This window comes from Rhodopirellula bahusiensis (assembly GCF_002727185.1).
GTDB lineage: Bacteria > Planctomycetota > Planctomycetia > Pirellulales > Pirellulaceae > Rhodopirellula > Rhodopirellula bahusiensis.
This window is the reverse complement of the sequence record NZ_NIZW01000016.1, coordinates 20,631-39,231: the sequence shown is the minus strand read 5'-3', so window position 1 is coordinate 39,231 and position 18,601 is coordinate 20,631. Positions and strand designations below refer to the sequence as shown.

Here is an 18,601-nt window from a genome sequence, read left to right as displayed (position 1 = left end):
TCATCCGTTGGCATCTGCTCAACGGTAATTCGGCAATCTTGCTGTGCAGCAGGGGCGTCTGCCTTCCGAAGGAAAACGCCCCTCAACGATGCTTTGTTTTTCGCAGTCGCTTGTTAATGTTGAGTAGATTGACGCTCGGGTTTCGCGTCTCTATAGTCTTTGTTAGGGGGGGTGATGCCCGCGTTCCGGGCCCTGCCCTATGTCTTTTAAGCGTGATTCATGTTCCCAAGGACTCAATGATGAAGACGAAATGTCGAAGCTCAAGTGGTTTCACCTTGGTGGAGCTGCTGGTCGTGATTGCAATTATCGGCGTGTTGGTCGGGCTATTGCTTCCGGCTGTGCAGGCTGCTCGTGAAGCAGCACGGCGGATGAGTTGTAGCAACAACTTCAAGCAGATCGGCTTGGCGATGCACAACTATCACTCTGCTTATGATCAACTACCACGGCACTCGACCGGCACTTGGCGTGATGACGCTCCCAACGCGTGGGCGCCGTACAATACTCACAACTCGGGCTCCTTGAGTGCGATGGTTGGACTGCTTCCATTCATGGAGCAGCAAGGTTTGTGGGAGATGATCAGCAATCCATCTCAACAGCGGGTGGATGGTGGCGTTCAAACACCGCCATGGCCTGCCATGGGGCCTGCTCCGCGAATCAATGGAGGACGCAACCAATACATTCCTTGGATGACTGAAACGCCGGCGTTGCGATGTCCCAGCGATCCAGGAGTGGGGCTTCCTGCAGGTGGTCGTTCGAACTACGCATTTTGCCTCGGTGATGCATTTCAGGGAACGCCGTTTACTCGGCCGATTCGTTGGAATGGCACGGGAGGCAGTCCATTCGACGTGATCTCGGGCAGCAAGACCACTCAAGGTCGGTACGCCCGCGGCATGTTCACGCATCGGACCGATCGGAAATTTCGCGACGTCTTGGATGGCTTGTCGAACACCATCGCGATGGGGGAGATGATGACGGACCTGGGCGACAACGACAATCGAACCACCCTCAACCGCACCCTCGATAATGTTGAGCAAAACGTCTCGATTTGTGAACAGACTGGGCATATCGATCCGCAACGACCCTCGTTTTGGTGTGATGGAGTCGATTGTCCCGCACCGACAGGACCGGGTGCATTGCACAGTCCCAACGACATTTACAATCGGGGAATGATGTGGATGATCTCGTTGCCAACTTCAACAGGGCTGTTCACCAACCTTCCGCCCAATTCGGAACTGTGCGTGGACCGATGGACTGAAGGAGGAGGTTCGATCACCGCCAGTAGTCGACACCAAGGTGGAGTGCACGTCTTGATGGGCGACGGAGCGGTCAGGTTCATCACGGACTCGATCGAAGCTGGAAACAGCCAAGCGGGACCTGTCAACGCCGGCCAACGTAGTCCCTATGGATTGTGGGGCGGCCTGGGAACTCGTGGGAACAAAGAGTCTGTGTCGCTCGAGTAGTCCCCTTCTTGCTGCATTGAAGAATGTCCTTTCTCAGGGAGTCTGACTCCCTGTGTTGTTGCCATTTGGAACCGAGTTCCAAATGGCTTTTCACTTTCTGACGCTCCCTTTTCTATGAATGATTGAAATGAAATCTCTGAGTTTAAGTATTTTCGTTTTCTCGATGCTCTTGATCACTGTTGGTTGTGGCGAGTCCAGTACGGTTATTCAGCCTGCTGACGATGCACCAGTGACCGAGACGGACAAAGAAATGGAATCAGCCGACTACGAGAATGAGATGAAAAAGATGCAGTAGTTTTATATCCGGTGATGTCGCCTTGTATGTTTCTGTTGGACGCGGCTTCCTCATGTGTTCGCACTGGTTTTTCGAAGGCTGGTGTGCAGTTCCATTGTGCTCCATCTGGAAGGATGACGTGTGAGTTTGCAGGAAGCTCAGAAACTACAAGGCGGTCGTCACGCCCCGCAGGTGTGGCAAACGTGCTGGGGAACCGTCGCGATTTGTCTCGCGTGGATTTGTGCTGCAATCGGATGCCAGCCAAACGTCTCACCACCGGACGCCCCGATCCGGGTCAAGGACAAGGCAGCGACATCGGAGAGTTTGCAGCCCGAGGTTTCGTCTTTCAGGAAGACCGAACAACAGAACACCCAATCCGACCAGCTTGATCGCCAGGACGCTTTGGACGAATTGAATCGAATCTTAAGCGGTTCAGGGGGCCGCGACGCGGAACGGGATTCAGGCAAGGCTGTGGTTGAAATCGTCGAGATGTCGCTGGATCGGTTTCCAGACGATTCGGAGGTTTTGTATTTTTCCGCACTGGTTCAATCTCATCGGCTGGGGCTCGTTGACGAAGCGATCCAGACTCTGCGGCGAATCGATCTGGATGAATCGGAAGTGGGACCGGCGGCATTGGGAATGCAGTCAGATTGGCTCGCTCAAACAGGGCATTATGAGGAGGCGATTGCCGGTTATCGACGGCTGCTGGATCGCTTTCCTGAGGCGACCGAGGCACACCGTCAGTTGGCGGCCTTGTTGAACCGGTTGGGCCGGCGTCACGAAGCCGCCCGGTACCTTCGCAATCTGGTGCGTTTGGGGGACGTTCGACAGGCTGAGCTTGCTTCTTTGCTTTCCATTCAAGATCCATCGCTGACCTCCGCAGGGAACGGAAGCCAGCAGTCCAGTGAAGACCTTTCGGGGTGGGTTGGGGCTATCGCCCAGGCACATCGTCTGATGGCGTCACACGAGCCACACCTGGCGGTTGATTCGCTGGCGAGTTGGATCGATGAATCAGAAACACATTCTTCCAACGGGTCAGGATGGAATGCCGCCTTGGCACTGCTTGGACGCGCTGCCGTGGACGCGAACGACATGGAAAGTCTCCGCTTGTGGTGGGAGCACGTCAACCAAGATCAGCTTCTTTGGGCGGATCATTGGTTTGCATTGAGCAGACTCGTCAATGATCAATTGCGTGACACGGAATTGGCAGTTCCGTTGATGATTGAAGCGATTCATCGTGATCCAACCGATCGAGTCGCGCTCGGGTTGCTCGCGAACTGGATGAACCAAATGCAGAGGCATGATGTTGAGAGAGAGACCACGCAGCGAATGGAACGGCTGAAGAGAACCGTGATTCTGGGCAATCAAATTGGAAGTCTGGGGACGAGCTCCCCGCAGGATGGTTCTGAGCAAATGATGCAACTTGCTGAGCACTTAGATCAGCTCGGGCGAGGTCTGGAGGCGAATGCGTGGCGGATGATCGCGGTGATGCAGGGGCCCGCTGTTGATACGGCAAGTGTGAAAGCTCTTCAGGAGCGATTTCAAGTCTTGCGGAAAACGGACACTGGTTTTCCGTCGGTCAGTGAAACGACGTTTGGACTGCGAAGTGTTGATCCGCTTGCAACCCATCGACATGCGATGGAAAGACTTTCGGGCGTCATCGAAAAGGCTGGCCTCGCTGGGCCTAGCAAGCAGGTCGAGGGAGATCCTGCGGCCGATTCAAAAGCGAGCGTTCGGTTTGTTGATCGAGCACGCGATTGGAAGGTTGATTTCCGATACCGAAATGCTGACCCGCCCCGTCCGCAAGATTTGAGTATCTTTCAACAATTCGGCGGCGCTGTTTGTGCGATCGATTTTGATCGCGATGGATGGGTTGATTTGTTCATGGGACAGGGAGGCTGTCATCCAAGCGATGCAACCACGACCGAGGTGAATGAGGAATCGTCGAATCGTCTCTATCGGTCGCTGGCTGTTGCTTATCAAGACTGCTCTGAACTCGCGTCGGTCGAGGATCACCGGTTCACATTGGCGGTTGCAGAAGGCGATTTGAATCAGGATGGATGGCCGGATTTATTGATTAGCAATTTCGGAAACAATGCATGCTTGATCAACAACGCCGATGGGACTTTCTCACGCACAGACGTTCCTGCTTGGAACAGTGGTCCGGATTGGTCCTCTGGTTGTGCGGTTGCAGACCTAACCGGGAATGGAATCCCTGATGTTGTTGAAATTCGCTATTTGGATGACCCTCGCGTTTTTGAGACTGTGCCAACGAACGAGCATGGCCGCGCGATCGATTACCGTGGACCCGAGTCTTACCAGGACGCGGGAGACGTTCTGTATGTGCGGTCACCCATCGGGCAGTGGGACGCCCGAACACTGGGGCGTGAAGAAGGTGCTGCTCCCAGCTTGGGAGTGGTGGTCGGCGACTTTGACAATCAAACAGGCAATGAGATTTTTATTGCCAATGACACGCAGCCCAATCGATTTTGGAAACGCGGTTCTGGGATCGTCGGTGAGGGTGTCGCCGACCCCGAACCAGATCAGTGGAACGATTTCGCGAAGCTTCGTGGGTGTGCGTTCTCTTCGCTCGGTGGCAGCGGCGCTTCCATGGGAATCGCGACCGCAGACTTTGATCAAAACGGCCGGATTGACTTTCATGTCACCAACTTTCTCAATGAACCTGCTCACCTGTACTTGCAGAGAGCAGACGGCTTTTTCAGTGACCGTGTGACCGCAAGTGGGCTTGCGGCCGACAGCATTCCCGTGCTCGGCTTTGGGACGGTCGCAGCTGATTTTGACAATGATGGGGATGAGGACATCGCGGTGCTCAATGGGCACATCGAGAATCTAGAGTATCGGGGAATGCCTCATAAAATGCCTGCCCAATTGTTTGTTCAAGAATCCACCCAGTTTGAAAGGTTGGAGATTGACGAAGAATGGGCGAAGCCCACGATTGGGAGAGGGCTCATACGAACGGATCTGAATCGCGATGGGTTGGTCGACATGGTCGCGTCTTTTCAGGACCGTCCCGTTGCGCTCCTTGAGAATCAAACGATTGGTCATCCTCAACGTGACTGGTTGAGTGTGCAATTGGTCGGTGTCGAAAGCGAGCGATCTGCCGTCGGTGCGAGGCTCTCTGTCAAGTATGACGGGGGGCAACAATTTCGGTGGCTGACGAGCGGTGGTGGATACGCATGCCAAGACGAGCGAACCCTCTTTCTTGGCGGGATTCCCGAAGGAATGGCCGTTGAGTTGAACGTCGACTGGCCATCGGGACGGCAAGAGACGATCAGGAATGTGGAAACCAATCAGGTTGTGCTTGTCGTCGAAGGGCAAGCGAAGTTGACGAAGCTCCCGTGAATACGATGTCACCTGTAACACGGCACTGTTTAATGCACTGGCTTTGGTTGTCGATGGCTGTGGCTTTCATCGCCAGCAGCAGTGTCGGTTGCGGGCAGAGGCCTGCGGTGGAACGAGAAGGGGCATCGACGTCGAATTGGCAAGATTTGTTGTCGTCTCAAGCGACCACGCTCCACGATTCGGAAGCGTCCAATGAATGGGTGACGCGACCCACCGACACGATCGGCTCGGATGCTTGTATGGAATGTCACCCCAAGCAGGCGGATGCTTTCAAACAAACCACGCACGCTCAATCGATGCGGCGAATCCAGCGTGAGGAGCTTCCTTTGGGCGGAGACTTTGTCGACAGCGAATCTCGGCGGTTTTACGAAGCGGAAATGACCGACGATGGAATGCAGCACCGAGAGTCGATTTTTGGGGCTGATGGAGAACTGATTGCTCGGAACTCAATCGATTTGGTGTATGAGATTGGGTCTGGTGCCCACGCACACACCTACCTTGGGAAACGAGACGGCTATTGGATTGAATCCCCACTGACTTGGTATGAACAAGCAAATCAGTGGGGGCTTTCACCTGGATTCGATGGGGAGGATTCAGCGATGTTTGATCGAGCGATCACGACCACCTGTGTGTTTTGTCATGCTGGAGAAGTGCAAGCTGATAAGGTTCAGTCAAGTCAATTTTCAATCACTCACGCCAGCATTGGATGCGAACGCTGCCACGGATCCGGTGCGCAGCATGTTGCCGATCAAAGAAGCGACCAAAACCTCTCGCTATCAGAGCTGAACATCGTTCATCCCGGAAAAATTGCTCGGGAAAATCGCGAGGCAATCTGCAGTCAATGTCATTTGCAAGGGATCGTTTCAAGCTCGTCAAGCGACTTTGATCGCTGGGATTTCCAACCCGGTGAATTGCTCTCAGAGCATGTCACTGAGTTTCAACTTGATGAGGGTGAAGAGAGTTTTCGAATCGTTGGCCATACCGAGCAGTTGCATCAAAGTGAATGCTACCTGCAAACGGAGGTGCTGTCCTGTGTGACATGCCACCATCCTCACCCGGTCTCCGACCAAGCCGTCGTGTACCGGGATCTCTGTATCGGATGCCACGCGTCCTCTTCCTCGTGCGACGTGCCGCTTTCGGTTCGAATCGAAACACAGCAGGATCAGTGTCAAACATGCCACATGCCCAAACGACCAACCGACGTCACGCATGCCGCGCTGCACGACCATCGAATCGCGGTTCACGATGAATCCTACCTGCTCGCAGAGCTTTCGATTCCAGAGTCAGACTCCGTACCGAAATCCAAAAAGCCCCGCTTGGTGGCGATTTCGGCAACCGACCACCTGACGAAAACCGAGCGTGACCGCCGTCGGCTATTGGCCTTTCACTCGCTCGCGAGTAGCGGCGGGTTGCCAGGGTCGATGAAGGATGATTTCAAAATTGCGCAGCGGGAGTTGGTCGAACTGTTCAAGTCGGGTGTCAACGATGCAAGTGTTCGGACGACACTCGCAAATTCCTATTTTGCCGCGGGGAGCTGGGCGACTGCGGAAAGGTTGGCTCGATCCGTGGTTGAAACGGAGGTGGCTGGGTCGCACGCTTCTATCGGTGCGATGGATGTGCTGGCACGGGTTGCACTGAAGCGACAGGACAACGAAGCGGCGAGGTCCTCATACCAAGAGCTGACTGAGATGCGTCGAGTTTCTGGTGACCACTTCATGCTTGGGGTTTGTGAACTCAACGCCAATCGGATCGAACCAGCGATTGTTGCGTTTGAGCAGGCACTTCGAATTGACTCGACGCTCATTGTCGCTCATGAGTACCTCGCTCAGATATTCCAGGCGGAGAACCGGATGGATCGCAGTCGGTTGCACCAGCAAGCTGCTCGACGGCTGCGCGGCCTTTCGCAGAATTAAATGCCCTCATCAGCTTGAGTCCCCATCTAGCACGCTTACCCCGGCGAACACGCGCCCAGTCGGTCATCGAACGCGCCGAAGGTTGAGTTGGCCATCAACTTATCGCTGGGGGTCAGAAAGTCGCATTCCATTGTGGGGGAGGCGATTTGCAATGGACTTTTGGGGCCGGAGAGCTAGTCTTTTGCAACAAACCGCCCGCGACGATTTTTTTCGCGAATTTGGCGGCCAACGCATCCGGGTTCATTGGGTCCCTGTATCGCTCACATGGTTGTGAACGAGGGAACACCATCTTGGTCCTGGGGCGAGTTCTTGAGCGACCTGGAAGTGGTTCATTGGGCTCGCTGATTGCACGGTTCACGCTTCGCGTGATTCGATTCCCACCTTGGACCCTGTTTTGAACAAATTTGAAGATTTAGGGCTGACTGGCCCTTTGCTGCACGGCCTCGAGCAAGCCGGCTACGAAACCCCGACCCCCATTCAAGCTCAATCGATCCCTGAAATTCTCGATGGCAACGACGTTCTCGGTGCCGCACAAACCGGCACGGGAAAGACCGCCGCGTTTGCATTGCCGATCCTGCAGATCATGTGGGAAGACGATCAGGACCGTCCTCACCCGTCGAAACGTCGTGGCGGACGCCCGGGTCGCCGGCCCATCCGCACGCTGGTGCTTTCGCCGACCCGTGAACTGTCGGCGCAGATCGAAGCGAATTTCCGGATCTATGGCAAGAAAACTCGCCTGCGAAGCACCGTCATTTTCGGAGGTGTCAACCAAAACCCGCAGGTTCGCGAATTGCAATCTGGAGTCGACACTCTGGTTGCCACGCCCGGCCGACTGCTGGACTTGTGCAACCAAGGTTTCGTCGATTTAGGTGACGTGGAGATCCTGGTTCTCGACGAAGCCGATCACATGCTCGACATGGGGTTTTTGCCCGACGTCAAACGCATCCTGAAACTGCTGCCTTACGATCGACAAAACCTGTTGTTTTCGGCGACGATGCCGGGACCCATTCGCAAATTGGCTGACGAGATTCTGAACGATCCGGTCACGATCCAAATTGCACCGCAGAAGCCAACCGTCGAACGAATCGACCAGTCGGTCTGTTTTGTCGCTCAAGCTGACAAACCGAAGTTGCTCAATCACTTCGTCGAAAGCAAGGCCATCGGTTCGACGTTGGTTTTCACTCGTACCAAGCACGGTGCTGACGCGGTCGCACGACGATTGGTCAAAGCCGGTGTAAAGGCGGCTGCGATTCACGGCAACAAAACGCAAGCCAACCGTGTTCGGACTTTGAACAAGTTCAAAAACGATGAACTGGATGTGTTGGTGGCAACTGATGTGGCCGCTCGCGGCATCGACATCGATGGCATCCAAACGGTGATCAACTACGACACGCCCAATACCCCCGAAGCCTACGTGCACCGCATCGGTCGAACGGGCCGGGCGGGCCGCGAAGGCGAGACCGTGATGTTCTGTGGCGGTCACGAGACCAAGTTCTTCATCGCGATTGAACGCGAAATCAAATTGCAGATTCCCGTTGCTTCGGGACTGCCTGGATGTCAGCCGCGACCGCTTCAGGACCCTGGCTCGAGCGATAAGTCGAAGTCTCGTTCCGGTGGTCGATCCGGCGGCGGAGGACGAAGCGGCGGTGGTCGTTCCCGTTCCGCTTCCGCTCAAGGTGGCTCGGGTGGCGGAGGAGGATCCAAGCCAGGTGGTCGTCGCCGTCGTGGACGCGCCGAAGGCAGCGTCAGCGGCCGTGGCAGCACCGTCGGACGCAAGTCGGCCGGCAGCGAAGCGGGTAAGTCCGGCGGTTCGAAGAACAGCCGTGGACGCGGTGGACGACCTTCGTCGCGCTGAGTCTCACGGCGTTGGTTGAGCGCCGGTCTCTTCGTAGATCGGCAGATGCCGGTAGTAGACTTCAAGATTGAGCAGGTTCATGGCGGTGACGTACAAACGCCCGCCATGGGCACTCCATCGATCCGGCACGGGCAATTCGGGGTCCCAGCTGCCTGCTTCCGGTCCACGCTTGATCTGGCTGTCGATCAGGACTGGATTGAGATACTGGTTCCAGTTGTCCCAATGATCGCCGCCCATGTGGAACATGACTTGAGTGGCGTAGTACCAGTAGTAGGTGTCTCGCTGTGGCGCTCGGCTGGTCCCAATGCTGGGTGGGAACTTGGCGATGTAGTCAGCCGCCGACTGCATGTCCTCATTTTCACGGCTCCATCCCGAATACATTCGCATCAAGATGCCGACGGCTGTCATCGTGGGTGACGGGCGTCGTCCGTGAGCTTGAGCGGGAGTGTCGGGTGCGAATGGGTTGTACCGATATCGGTCGCGTTCCGTGGGGCTGGCTTTGGCAAGTTCTAACCAGCGATCGATGCCGGCATAGGTGTCCGGGGACACGTCCAGTCCGGACAGTTCGCCACTTTTCAGTGCCATCATCATCCATCCGGTGACGCTGGTATCGCTGCTGACCTGCGGTGTGTACCTCCATCCACCACGCTGCTTGTGTTGGGTCGCTTCGATGTAGTTGAGGCACATCTGCGCTGGTTCACGAAGTTCGCTGTCTTGCGTCATGCCATAGGCTTCGCACATCGCGAGTGAAGCAATGCCGTGAGAATAGAATGCAACGTTCTGATCGCTCAGCGGGTTTTCTCGGCGGTAGAGATCGCCGTTGGTGCGTTGATTGTCTGTCAGGAACTTCAACCCTTTGGCAACAACTGGTGCGTATTGGTGTTGGCGGTGTGTGTAGCCCGCGCCTTGAAACGCCAGCAAGCACATGCCGGTCGCGGCGGTGTCGGATTGCAAGATCACGTCTTCGCTATGTCCCTGCAGAGACCAACTGCCATCTTCGTTTTGCGAGGCGGCAAGAAACGCGAGTCCGAGTTCGATTGCCTCTTCGGTGGCGGGGCCCACCATTCCGGCGGGAGCCGGTGCGGCGCCTCCGTTGGTGCGTTGGACGCGTCTGCTGAATTGCTCCACGGCAGCGATCGACAATCCAGCGGGCGTGATCGGTCCGCCAACATCACGTCGTTGACGTTGGCCTCGCGTGAGGTCCAATGCCGCGATTTCGACGGGTTCATCAGACGGGACAATGCCAGCTTTGTCGGCTCTTTCAACGGACAATCCGGCGGGGCCTTCCGGCGCATTCAAGTCGAAGACCGGATCTGCGGTCATTGCCAATTCGTCCAAGGAGGAATCGGTGGAGTTGGCCGAGCTGCGTGAGGGGCTGTCATCACTGAGGTCGCGATCGGTTGCGGCGTCAGATGCCTCGCCTTCCGTCGCATCGTCGGAGGCATCTGCCAGCATCGCCGCAATGGCTCCTGAATCGGGGCCTGGTCCGGTTGATCCGCTTCGCTGTCCGACGCTTCGGCGTTTGGCCGACCGAGGTCGACTGAGTGCTTGATTGGTGGCCTCTGGAACTCCGGCCATCGTGGCCAATCTCGCGGCCTGTGGAAGATCGCCCTGCCCTGTCGTGGGTGCGTCGTTGAGAGCCGCCATCGCCGACTCACCCGGCGAGAGCGTCACGTTGGCACCGACCGCTTGGCTGGTTCGCTGAACCGGTGAAAGCTCCGGCGTCAGCATGCGTTCGGCGTCGACTTCGATTTTCGCGATCGAGACCGTTGGCGGTGTGGGGGCAGCCCCGGCAGCGGATTGTCGCGTGGGGCGTTGCCTTTGGCTTCGCTCGCGAGCCAAGCCGGCGGAGCCAACCGTCGGCATGGATTCCGCCATCGCTCGCATCGTTGGCACCGGCGTCGGTGCGGGGTCTTGGCTGGGCATTTGCGACATGTCGGCAGACATCGCAACGGTCGCGCCGCTGCGCTGACGTTTGGCTGCTGCGGATGTCGACTTCTCGGCCGGCGATTGGTCCGCCGCCGGCGTCACCGCGGTGTCAATTTCGGGTGCTTGTGGCGCCGATTGTGATTGAGGAACGGGTTCGGTTGGTTGTCGCCGGCGAGCCAAACGCGATGGAGAGTCTGATGGCTGAGGCTTGGCCATTTCCGGCTGCAAACGTTCCATCAAGAACTTTTCCGGCTCGCGAGGTTGCTCTTCATTCGGGCGAGGGACTTCCAAGCGAGGAGCCGATCGTTTCACCGGTGGCATCTGTCGCTGTTCAAGCGGAATGACCTGCGATGTGGTTTCCGCGTCAACGGGTTGTGACCAATCCGGTGTCACCGCATTGGATTCATCTGGCTTTTGAAACAGGTACTCGGGAACCGTTTTTCGGATCGGCGATCGATCGGGTTTGACCCCCGCAAAGGCTTCGGGAAAGTAGTGCGGGAAGATCACCCAGCGAACCGCCAGCACAACCAGCAGCAAGTGAACGAAGATGCTGAACAAGAACCCAAGTTGAAACGACTTCTGAACGTACTTCGATGCGATTTGGTGCAGCGTGAATGCCGATCCCATGCCAACCAACGGCACCGCGATCACATAGGTCCATGCGTTGTACAACGGTCGTGGGTCATCAAACGAGAGATAACCCAAGATCATGTAAAGGATCAAACCGGTCAACGAAATCAGCGCGACGTCGAGCGGCCACATGCGCTCGTCATCGGGATCTGGAATCTCGTCAAAGAAGGTAGGATCTTTGCTCAACGAATCAGCCTGCCGGCCCGTCTTTGGTGGAAACCGAGTAATCGCTCACTCCGGTGCGGTTGCACACATCCATGACATTCACGACCGGTTGAAAGCTAGCGTTCTGGTCAGCGCGAATCACCACGGTTTGATTGGTTGGATTGCTCGCGACAGCTTTCTGAAGCAGTAGTTCGAGTTCTTTCAGCGGGGTTGCTTTCCCGCGAAGGAAGACCGTTCCGTCCGCATTGATATCGACCACGACCTCGCGAGGTTTGCTGGTCATCGGAACGGCGCTAGTTGCCGATGGCAGCACAATGTCGAGTCGACGTTCCTCGTCTTCAAACTCGCTGGTCACCAAAAAGAAAATCAGCAGCAGAAAAACCACGTCAATCAGTGGGGTCAGACTGAGTGTTCCAGCAACGTTGGATCGTTTGAGTTGAACAGCCATGATCGATCACGAAGAGGTGACGGGAGGCGGCGAATGAATGGCCATCGGAGGCGGTGCTCCATTGTCGAGCGGACGCAGTTGCCCTTCCGCATCCATCCGCGATCGACCGATAAACCGCACCAATCCGGGAGCGATCGTGAATGCCATCTCCTCGATCCGATGAAATAGTTTCGCGATGCGGTTCTCGAGGTATTGCGCCAGGATGGCGGCAGGAATCGCAACCGCCAACCCGGCCAACGTCGTTACAAGTGCCGTGTAAATTCCTTCTGACAATTGTTCGCTGCGACTGCGATCCGCCGTCAGTGTGCTGGATTCGTGGAAGGCAACGATCATGCCCCACACCGTTCCCAGCAGACCCATCAATGGGGTAGCGGCGGCGGCGAGTGTGAGCCAACGAACAGGGCCCGCGTAACGATCCGCTTCACGTTGCAGTGTTTCACTGGCGGTTCGTTCGATGTCGCCGAGCGGCTGACCCGTTCGCATCAGCATTGCTGAAATCACACGAGCGGCGGGTGATGGATTTTCGATGCAGATTTCTTGGGCTGTGCTCGGTGGAAACGTTTCGTGAGTCGCGGCAAGATCGCTGATCTGATTGACAAGCGATCTCGGCAAGATCTTTTCCGTGCGAAGTGACAGCGTCCGTTCAACCGACAACGTCACGACCAACATGCTCATCAATCCGATCGGGATCATGAAGCGACCGCCGCGGGCGATCAGCGACAGAAGATCAATTCCTGATGGTTGGTCGCTACCCAGTTCTTGAGTTGGTTCGTCGTTCATCACCGACTGAATGTCGGCCGCATCGACCATGCCTTGAGTGGCACCCGCGGGTTCGGTTTCGTCCTGAGCCGATGCGGATTGCGACAGAAACTGCCCGGGGACAGCAGTGATCAACAAGGCTGCCCAAAGAACAGCGATGACCAATGTCGTGCGCCGACGTCGGCGTTCGTTGGAAAGAAATCTCACGGTGCTTTCAGTGCCTCCGCCCGCTGCTTGGCCTTGTTGGCCAACTCATGCCCGGGGTGTTGATCGATCACGTACTGGTAAAAATCCTGGGCGAACTTGGCTGCTTTTGCTTTGGCAGCATCCGTTTGCGCCGACTGCAGCAGCAGTTCCGCACACCGACCCGCTTCAAACCCGCTCTTCGCTTGCCAATTCTTGATGACCGGGGCCGCCTTGTCCGCCCCAAATCCGAACATCACTCGCTGGAATTCTGGGATCGCTTTGTCGAACGTTTTGTTCGCAAAGTAAATTTCGCCCATCATGAAGCGAGCCCGAGCGGCAATTTCACTTCGGAAATTGTCCGCGACCTCGGAATAGAATTTCAATGCCTTTTCGTCATCGCCAGCGTTTTGGGCGGCGAATCCGATCTCATAGAACACTTGGGGGAGATAGGTAGTCGCGGGGAATCGCTCGCGAAGAGCGTCGTACCAACCGATGGCGTCTTCAAATTGACCCAATTGAGCTGCGCTCTGGCCGCCGTGCAGCAGGATCAATTCGCGGACCTGCCGTTCGGCTTTGTCGCGGACTGTCTTCGCGGAATCATCGTCGGCTTCGATTTTTTCACGTGCCTTGGTGTAAGCCCGCAGAGCCGTTTCGTACTGTTCTTGCTTGAAACGCGACTCGCCAATCATCATCATCGAATCCAGCAGCAAACCGCCCTGCTGAACTTCGACGTATTGACGTTTGAAGGCGGCTTCCGCTTCGGCGTACTTTTGCTGTTTGTAGAAAGACCACCCCAAGCGATACAGCGACTTTTCTTTCAGATCCAGATCATTGGTTTTGTCAGCCGCGATTCGAAACGCTTCCGCTGCTTCGGACCACTGCGAATTGCGATAGTGATCTTGCCCGACGAAGTATGCCGCATCGGCAACCAAGGCGTTGTCTGGATACTTCGAAATCAGTTGCTCAAACTTTGCGAGCGCCTGATCGTCTTCACCGTTTTCTCGAAGCGACCAACCGAGCTCGTAGAGCACTTTGTCCATGTCGGGATAATCGGGAACGTCGTCCACGATCCGTTGCAGAGACTCAGCTGCCTTTCCGGTTTGCGAAGCGTTCTGATCAAGAAGCGCCAATTCATACAAAGCGTGTCCAAGGTTGTTGCCGCTAGGATTTATGTTCAAGAACGCGGTCAGATCGGCGCGTGACTTGGCGTCTTGATCGAGGTGCCGATAGGCGATGCCTCGCGACAGCAACGCGTCGTCGTTCAATGCATGTTCTGGGTTGGATGAGAGCAATTCGGAAAGCGTCGCCACGGCATCTTCGTGCTGTTGCGACTGCAGTTCCGCCATGCCCTTCGCATAGCGAGCGAATGGCAGCAGACCGGTGTCGCGTTTGGATGTGAGGATGGGGGCGAAGTATTCGATCGCGGCGGCATACTGTTGGTCGCCGTTGGCCAATTGCCCGAGCTTGTAGCGGGCTTGGTCCGCCATGCGGCTTTCGCCGTTGCTGCGAATCAATTCCTTCCAAATTCCTTCCGCGGCTTCGCGATTTCCTGCGGTCAACTGGGATTGCCCGGCCATCAGGAAAGCTTCGTCCGATCGCGTCCACTGTGGGGCAGCCTCGCGACTTGCTTGAAATGTTTTCGCGGCTTCGGCTGCATCGCCACTCGATAGTTCCGCTTGGCCGGCCAACAGCAACGCCTCGGCCTTCTGTTCCGCCGTTTTCATCGCCGCCAAATTTTCGCGGACCAAAGCGGCCGTCTTTGTCGGTTCGCCAGCAGCCTTCCACGCCGTTGCCCCACGCAAAATCCATGTTGAACGCTGAGGGTGATCACGATGCTGGTTGTTGTTGATCAGCGATTGGTAACGTTCCGCCGCGGTCGATGCGTCGCCCGAAGCGAGCAAGGCCTCCGCACCCACAAACATCGCGTCAGGTGCCAGCGGATCGCTCGCGAATTTTGCTTCAAAGGAATCGGCTAATTTGACGGCCTGTTCGGTGTCGCCAAGCTGCAGTGCCATGAATGCGGCGTTGTAGAGAGCTCGAGGTGCGAGCGGATGATCCGAGTGCTCGTTGGCGATCGATTCGTATTGCTCGTAAGCTTCCTCTAATCGATCGGGCTGCAACGACAAAGCCTCAGCGGCATCCAGTTTGAGAGCGACGGCGAATTTGCCTTGCGGTCCCTTGGCGATCTGTTCCGATGCCACATCGTAGGCGGACTTGGCAGATTCCACAGTCTTGGACGGATCTCGATTGGCGGTGCCGAGTTCGATGCGAGCCAACCAGTGGGCGGATTCCGTTGCGGCGACGGGATCGGTTCCCGTCAGGACATCGCGAAAACGTTCCGCGGCACCGGGAAGGTCGCCGGCTTGGTAAAGAGTTTGAGCGGACGCCAGCGTCGCCGCGGCGGCGTAAGGCGATTGAGGAAACTGTGTCAGCAACTTTTCGTAAGACGCGGACGCTTGCTCGGGATCACCGTCTTGAGCGTATGCGTAACCCTGCCGGAAAAACGAATAGGCTTTGTCTTCGGCAGTCGCGTTGGTGTTGGTTGCGACGGATTCAAAACGCTTCACGGCTTGTTGCATTTCGCCCTGCAACAAATGCATGTCGCCCAAGCGGATCTCGACATCGAGAACAAGGTCGGTGTCGGCGCAAGCTTCAAGCAGCTGTTGATACGAAGACTGGGCTTGTTCGAAATTCTTTTGTTCTTCCAACGCGACGCCTCGAGCGTACAAGGCATCGCATCGCAAAGCAGAACTCGCGATGTCGTCAAGCTTCATCATCGCGTTGTAGGAATCGATCGCCTCGTTCAATTTCCCAAGCGTGTATTGGGCTTCGCCTCGGTAGAAGTAAGCTCGATCGAGCAACCGCGAATCAGGGATTTCCTTGATCAGCGTGTCGTAGGTTTTGATCGATTCACGAAGCAACTTCGGATCGGCTTCTTCGCCCGTCCCAGCGGCGGCGTAAAGGCACCAACCGCGGTTGGACAAGCTTTCTTCACGGAGGTCGTACTTGGTGTCTTCTAAGGCGACTTCGAAGGCTTCGGCGGCGGCCTTCAAATCAGGCGTGTCCTGCTGCATGTAGCAAACGCCCAAGTAGTGCGACGCTTTGGAAGCGAGCGGGCTGCTTGGATATTCCTTCAGGAATTTCTTCCAAGTGTCGACGGCCAAGCCGATCGCACCGTTGGTTTGAAAGTTGGCAGCGTCGGCGTAAAGGGCAACCGCAGCGGAATCCTTTGCGGGCTCATCTTGAGCAACCAAACGATGCGCCGGCCAGACTGAGGCCGTGGCCATCACCAGCAACAAACCAGCGACGCGGAGGAAGCACAATTGGCCGAACAACGGTGTTCGAACGGTGGATGGCATGGCAGCAGATAGCGTGTGCGAGAAGCGAATCCGAGAAACCAGCGTTTCACTCTAACCGCGTGTGCTGACGTAGGCCATCCTCAACGCGTGCGTGGCCTCGGTCAGCATCTTCGATTCGTCGTCGGACAAATTGCCCTTCGTTTTCTCTGCCAACACTTCCAACGTGTCGATCGAGTGTTTCGCCATCGGCTTGTCGATGCGGCCCGCTTCTTGCCCCGGCATCGGGATTTGGCCGAGCGAACTCATGCCCTGCGTGAACAGCATGGACACGAGGACTTCGAAACTGGCCGGAGGAAGCCCGCCGCCCGGAGCCGATTCGGGGGGTGGTTCTGTGGACTCGGACGCAGAGTCATCGCTGAGCTCGGCGTCGGGTTGGTTGGCCAGAGTTTCTCGCTCTTTCGCGACCTGTTCTTTCCAATCCGAGTCCACCACGATTTGAGGAGACTCGTCTGTTTCGTTTTCTTTTGGATCAGAGTTTGTCATGGCAAATCAGGTAAAGAGGGGAGGAGACGATATCGGATCAGGAAGCGGCTGGCTTCTCTGTCTCCGCGGCAATTTCTTCGGTGACGCGATGCTTGCGTCGGTTGATCGCTGCTTCAATGAAATCGGTGAACAACGGATGTGACTTCAATGGCTTGCTTTTGAATTCTGGGTGGAACTGAGCCGCCAAGAACCAAGGGTGCGAATCAATTTCGACGATCTCGACCAACCCACCATCGGGGCTCAGGCCGGTGAATCGCATGCCAGCGTCTTCGAAGGCTTTGCGATACTCGTTGTTGAATTCGTACCGGTGTCGGTGCCGTTCTTCGATTTCTTCGCGGCCGTAAGCTTGGGTGGCTTTGGAGTCCGCAATCAATTTCGATGGCTGGCTTCCCAGTCGCATTGTGCCGCCCAGGTCGATCACGTTTTGTTGTTCGTCCAACAAACAGATGACCGGATGCGGAGTGTCTTTGTCAAATTCGGTCGAGTGAGCTTTTTCGAGCCCGATCACATTGCGACCGTATTCGATCACCGCCGTTTGCATGCCCAAGCAAATGCCAAAGAAAGGCACGTTGCGTTCGCGAGCGAACTGGATCGCCTGGACCTTGCCTTCAACGCCGCGTTCGCCAAAACCACCGGGCACGAGGATGCCGTGGTATCCACTCAGCAGTCGTTCCGCACCTTCCCGTTCGATGTCGCTGCTTTGAATGCGTCCGATTCGGATCTGAGCGTCGTGATGCATGCCAGCGTGATCAAGCGATTCATAAATCGACTTGTACGCGTCTTTGTGTTCTGCGTATTTGCCGACCACAGCGATGGACAACTCGTGCCGCGGATTGCGCAATCGATGCAGCAAGTCGTTCCACGGGGTCATGTCCAAACTGCCGGCGGATGTCAGACCGAGCTTTTTGACGATCAATTCGTCCAGCTTGTTATCGACCAACGACAACGGGACTTCGTAGATCGAGAAGTCTTTGTCTTTTTCTTCGATGACCGCTTCCGGTTCAACGTTGCAGAACAAAGCGATCTTGTCCCGGTCGTCTCGGCTGATCGATTGCTCGCAGCGGCAGACCAAAACGTCGGGCTGGATCCCGATCTCACGCAACTGTCCGACGGAGTGCTGAGTCGGTTTGGTTTTCAGTTCGTCAGCGGCTTTCAAGTACGGCACCAATGTCAGGTGCATGTACAAGCAATTTTCGCGACCGGCGTCGAGCGAGAACTGGCGAATCGCTTCGAGGAACGGCAGGCTCTCGATGTCGCCCACCGTGCCGCCGATCTCCGTGATCACGACGTCAACATCGTCGCCACCCATGCGTTTGATGACGCGTTTGATTTCGTTGGTGACGTGTGGGATGACCTGAACGGTTTTGCCGAGGAACTGGCCACGCCGCTCCTTTTCGATCACCGACAAATAGATTTGCCCTGTGGTGTAGTTGCAGTCCCGATTCAGCTTGCCCGAAGTGAATCGTTCGTAGTGCCCAAGGTCGAGATCGGTTTCGGAACCATCGTCCAAAACGTAAACCTCACCGTGCTGGTAGGGGCTCATCGTTCCCGGATCGACGTTGATATACGGATCCAGTTTCTGCATTCGAACCCGCAGTCCGCGACGTTCGAGAACCATGCCTATGGATGCACTGGTCAGGCCTTTGCCGAGAGAACTGACAACGCCGCCGGTAACAAAAATGTGTTTAGTCATGTCCGAAAATCATACCGTGATGGAATGTTTTCGGAAGCGGCGTTGACGACCCGATTGTGCGATTGCCGGGGATTGTTGCGGGAA

At 56.2% G+C, this 18,601-nt stretch carries 11 protein-coding genes; 5 read left to right on the top strand and 6 right to left on the bottom strand.

Going from position 1 to position 18,601, the window contains the following annotated elements:
• The first annotated feature begins 239 nt into the window (after positions 1 to 239).
• The 5 genes from CEE69_RS19805 to CEE69_RS19785 all read left to right on the top strand — a co-directional run bounded on the left by CEE69_RS19805 (position 240) and on the right by CEE69_RS19785 (position 8,865).
• Entirely contained in the window at positions 240 to 1,460 is a 1,221-nt protein-coding gene (locus CEE69_RS19805) for a DUF1559 domain-containing protein (protein WP_099262445.1), read from the top strand.
• Positions 1,461 to 1,623: 163 nt separating this feature from the next.
• Positions 1,624 to 1,755, top strand: coding sequence for a hypothetical protein (locus tag CEE69_RS33530; RefSeq protein WP_261341358.1), 132 nt, complete (start codon positions 1,624 to 1,626; stop codon positions 1,753 to 1,755).
• Between the two features lie 120 nt (positions 1,756 to 1,875).
• Positions 1,876 to 5,097, top strand: coding sequence for an FG-GAP-like repeat-containing protein (locus CEE69_RS19800; protein ID WP_099262357.1), 3,222 nt, complete (start codon positions 1,876 to 1,878; stop codon positions 5,095 to 5,097).
• Between the two features lie 5 nt (positions 5,098 to 5,102).
• Positions 5,103 to 7,010, top strand: a complete 1,908-nt coding sequence (locus CEE69_RS19795) for a multiheme c-type cytochrome (RefSeq protein ID WP_099262356.1) — start codon at positions 5,103 to 5,105, stop codon at positions 7,008 to 7,010.
• A gap of 382 nt (positions 7,011 to 7,392) precedes the next feature.
• Positions 7,393 to 8,865: a DEAD/DEAH box helicase gene (locus CEE69_RS19785; RefSeq protein ID WP_099262354.1), complete on the top strand. Its 1,473-nt coding sequence runs from the start codon at positions 7,393 to 7,395 to the stop codon at positions 8,863 to 8,865.
• Between the two features lie 3 nt (positions 8,866 to 8,868).
• Here the strand turns inward: CEE69_RS19785 and CEE69_RS19780 are convergent, their stop codons facing one another.
• Genes CEE69_RS19780 through CEE69_RS19755 form a run of 6 tightly spaced genes read right to left on the bottom strand, consistent with a single transcriptional unit; the run spans position 8,869 to position 18,517 of the window.
• Complete coding sequence (locus tag CEE69_RS19780) at positions 8,869 to 11,556, bottom strand: prenyltransferase/squalene oxidase repeat-containing protein (protein ID WP_233215463.1); 2,688 nt, start codon at positions 11,554 to 11,556, stop codon at positions 8,869 to 8,871.
• A gap of 58 nt (positions 11,557 to 11,614) precedes the next feature.
• The gene (locus CEE69_RS19775) at positions 11,615 to 12,037 is read right to left on the bottom strand and encodes an ExbD/TolR family protein (RefSeq protein ID WP_099262352.1); all 423 of its coding nucleotides are present in this window, start codon (positions 12,035 to 12,037) and stop codon (positions 11,615 to 11,617) included.
• Positions 12,038 to 12,043: 6 nt separating this feature from the next.
• Positions 12,044 to 12,961 (bottom strand): MotA/TolQ/ExbB proton channel family protein, encoded by a 918-nt coding sequence (locus CEE69_RS19770; RefSeq protein ID WP_099262444.1) that lies wholly within the window; start codon positions 12,959 to 12,961, stop codon positions 12,044 to 12,046.
• A 38-nt stretch (positions 12,962 to 12,999) separates the two neighbouring features.
• Positions 13,000 to 16,341: a tetratricopeptide repeat protein gene (locus tag CEE69_RS19765; protein WP_099262351.1), complete on the bottom strand. Its 3,342-nt coding sequence runs from the start codon at positions 16,339 to 16,341 to the stop codon at positions 13,000 to 13,002.
• 51 nt (positions 16,342 to 16,392) lie between these two features.
• Positions 16,393 to 16,824 (bottom strand): DUF1844 domain-containing protein, encoded by a 432-nt coding sequence (locus CEE69_RS19760; RefSeq protein WP_099262350.1) that lies wholly within the window; start codon positions 16,822 to 16,824, stop codon positions 16,393 to 16,395.
• Between the two features lie 37 nt (positions 16,825 to 16,861).
• Complete coding sequence (locus CEE69_RS19755; protein WP_099262349.1) at positions 16,862 to 18,517, bottom strand: CTP synthase; 1,656 nt, start codon at positions 18,515 to 18,517, stop codon at positions 16,862 to 16,864.
• Positions 18,518 to 18,601 lie beyond the last annotated feature (84 nt).

Excerpts from the sequence above, each read along its gene's own strand:
- CEE69_RS19760 (WP_099262350.1), bottom strand. The coding sequence starts at position 16,824 with ATGACAAACTCTGATCCAAAAGAAAACGAAACAGACGAGTCTCCTCAA.
- CEE69_RS19780 (WP_233215463.1), bottom strand. The coding sequence starts at position 11,556 with ATGTGGCCGCTCGACGTCGCGCTGATTTCGTTGACCGGTTTGATCCTT.
- CEE69_RS19765 (WP_099262351.1), bottom strand. The coding sequence starts at position 16,341 with ATGCCATCCACCGTTCGAACACCGTTGTTCGGCCAATTGTGCTTCCTC.
- CEE69_RS19775 (WP_099262352.1), bottom strand. The coding sequence starts at position 12,037 with ATGGCTGTTCAACTCAAACGATCCAACGTTGCTGGAACACTCAGTCTG.
- CEE69_RS19795 (WP_099262356.1), top strand. The coding sequence starts at position 5,103 with ATGTCACCTGTAACACGGCACTGTTTAATGCACTGGCTTTGGTTGTCG.
- CEE69_RS19805 (WP_099262445.1), top strand. The coding sequence starts at position 240 with ATGAAGACGAAATGTCGAAGCTCAAGTGGTTTCACCTTGGTGGAGCTG.
- CEE69_RS19755 (WP_099262349.1), bottom strand. The coding sequence starts at position 18,517 with ATGACTAAACACATTTTTGTTACCGGCGGCGTTGTCAGTTCTCTCGGC.
- CEE69_RS33530 (WP_261341358.1), top strand. The coding sequence starts at position 1,624 with ATGCTCTTGATCACTGTTGGTTGTGGCGAGTCCAGTACGGTTATTCAG.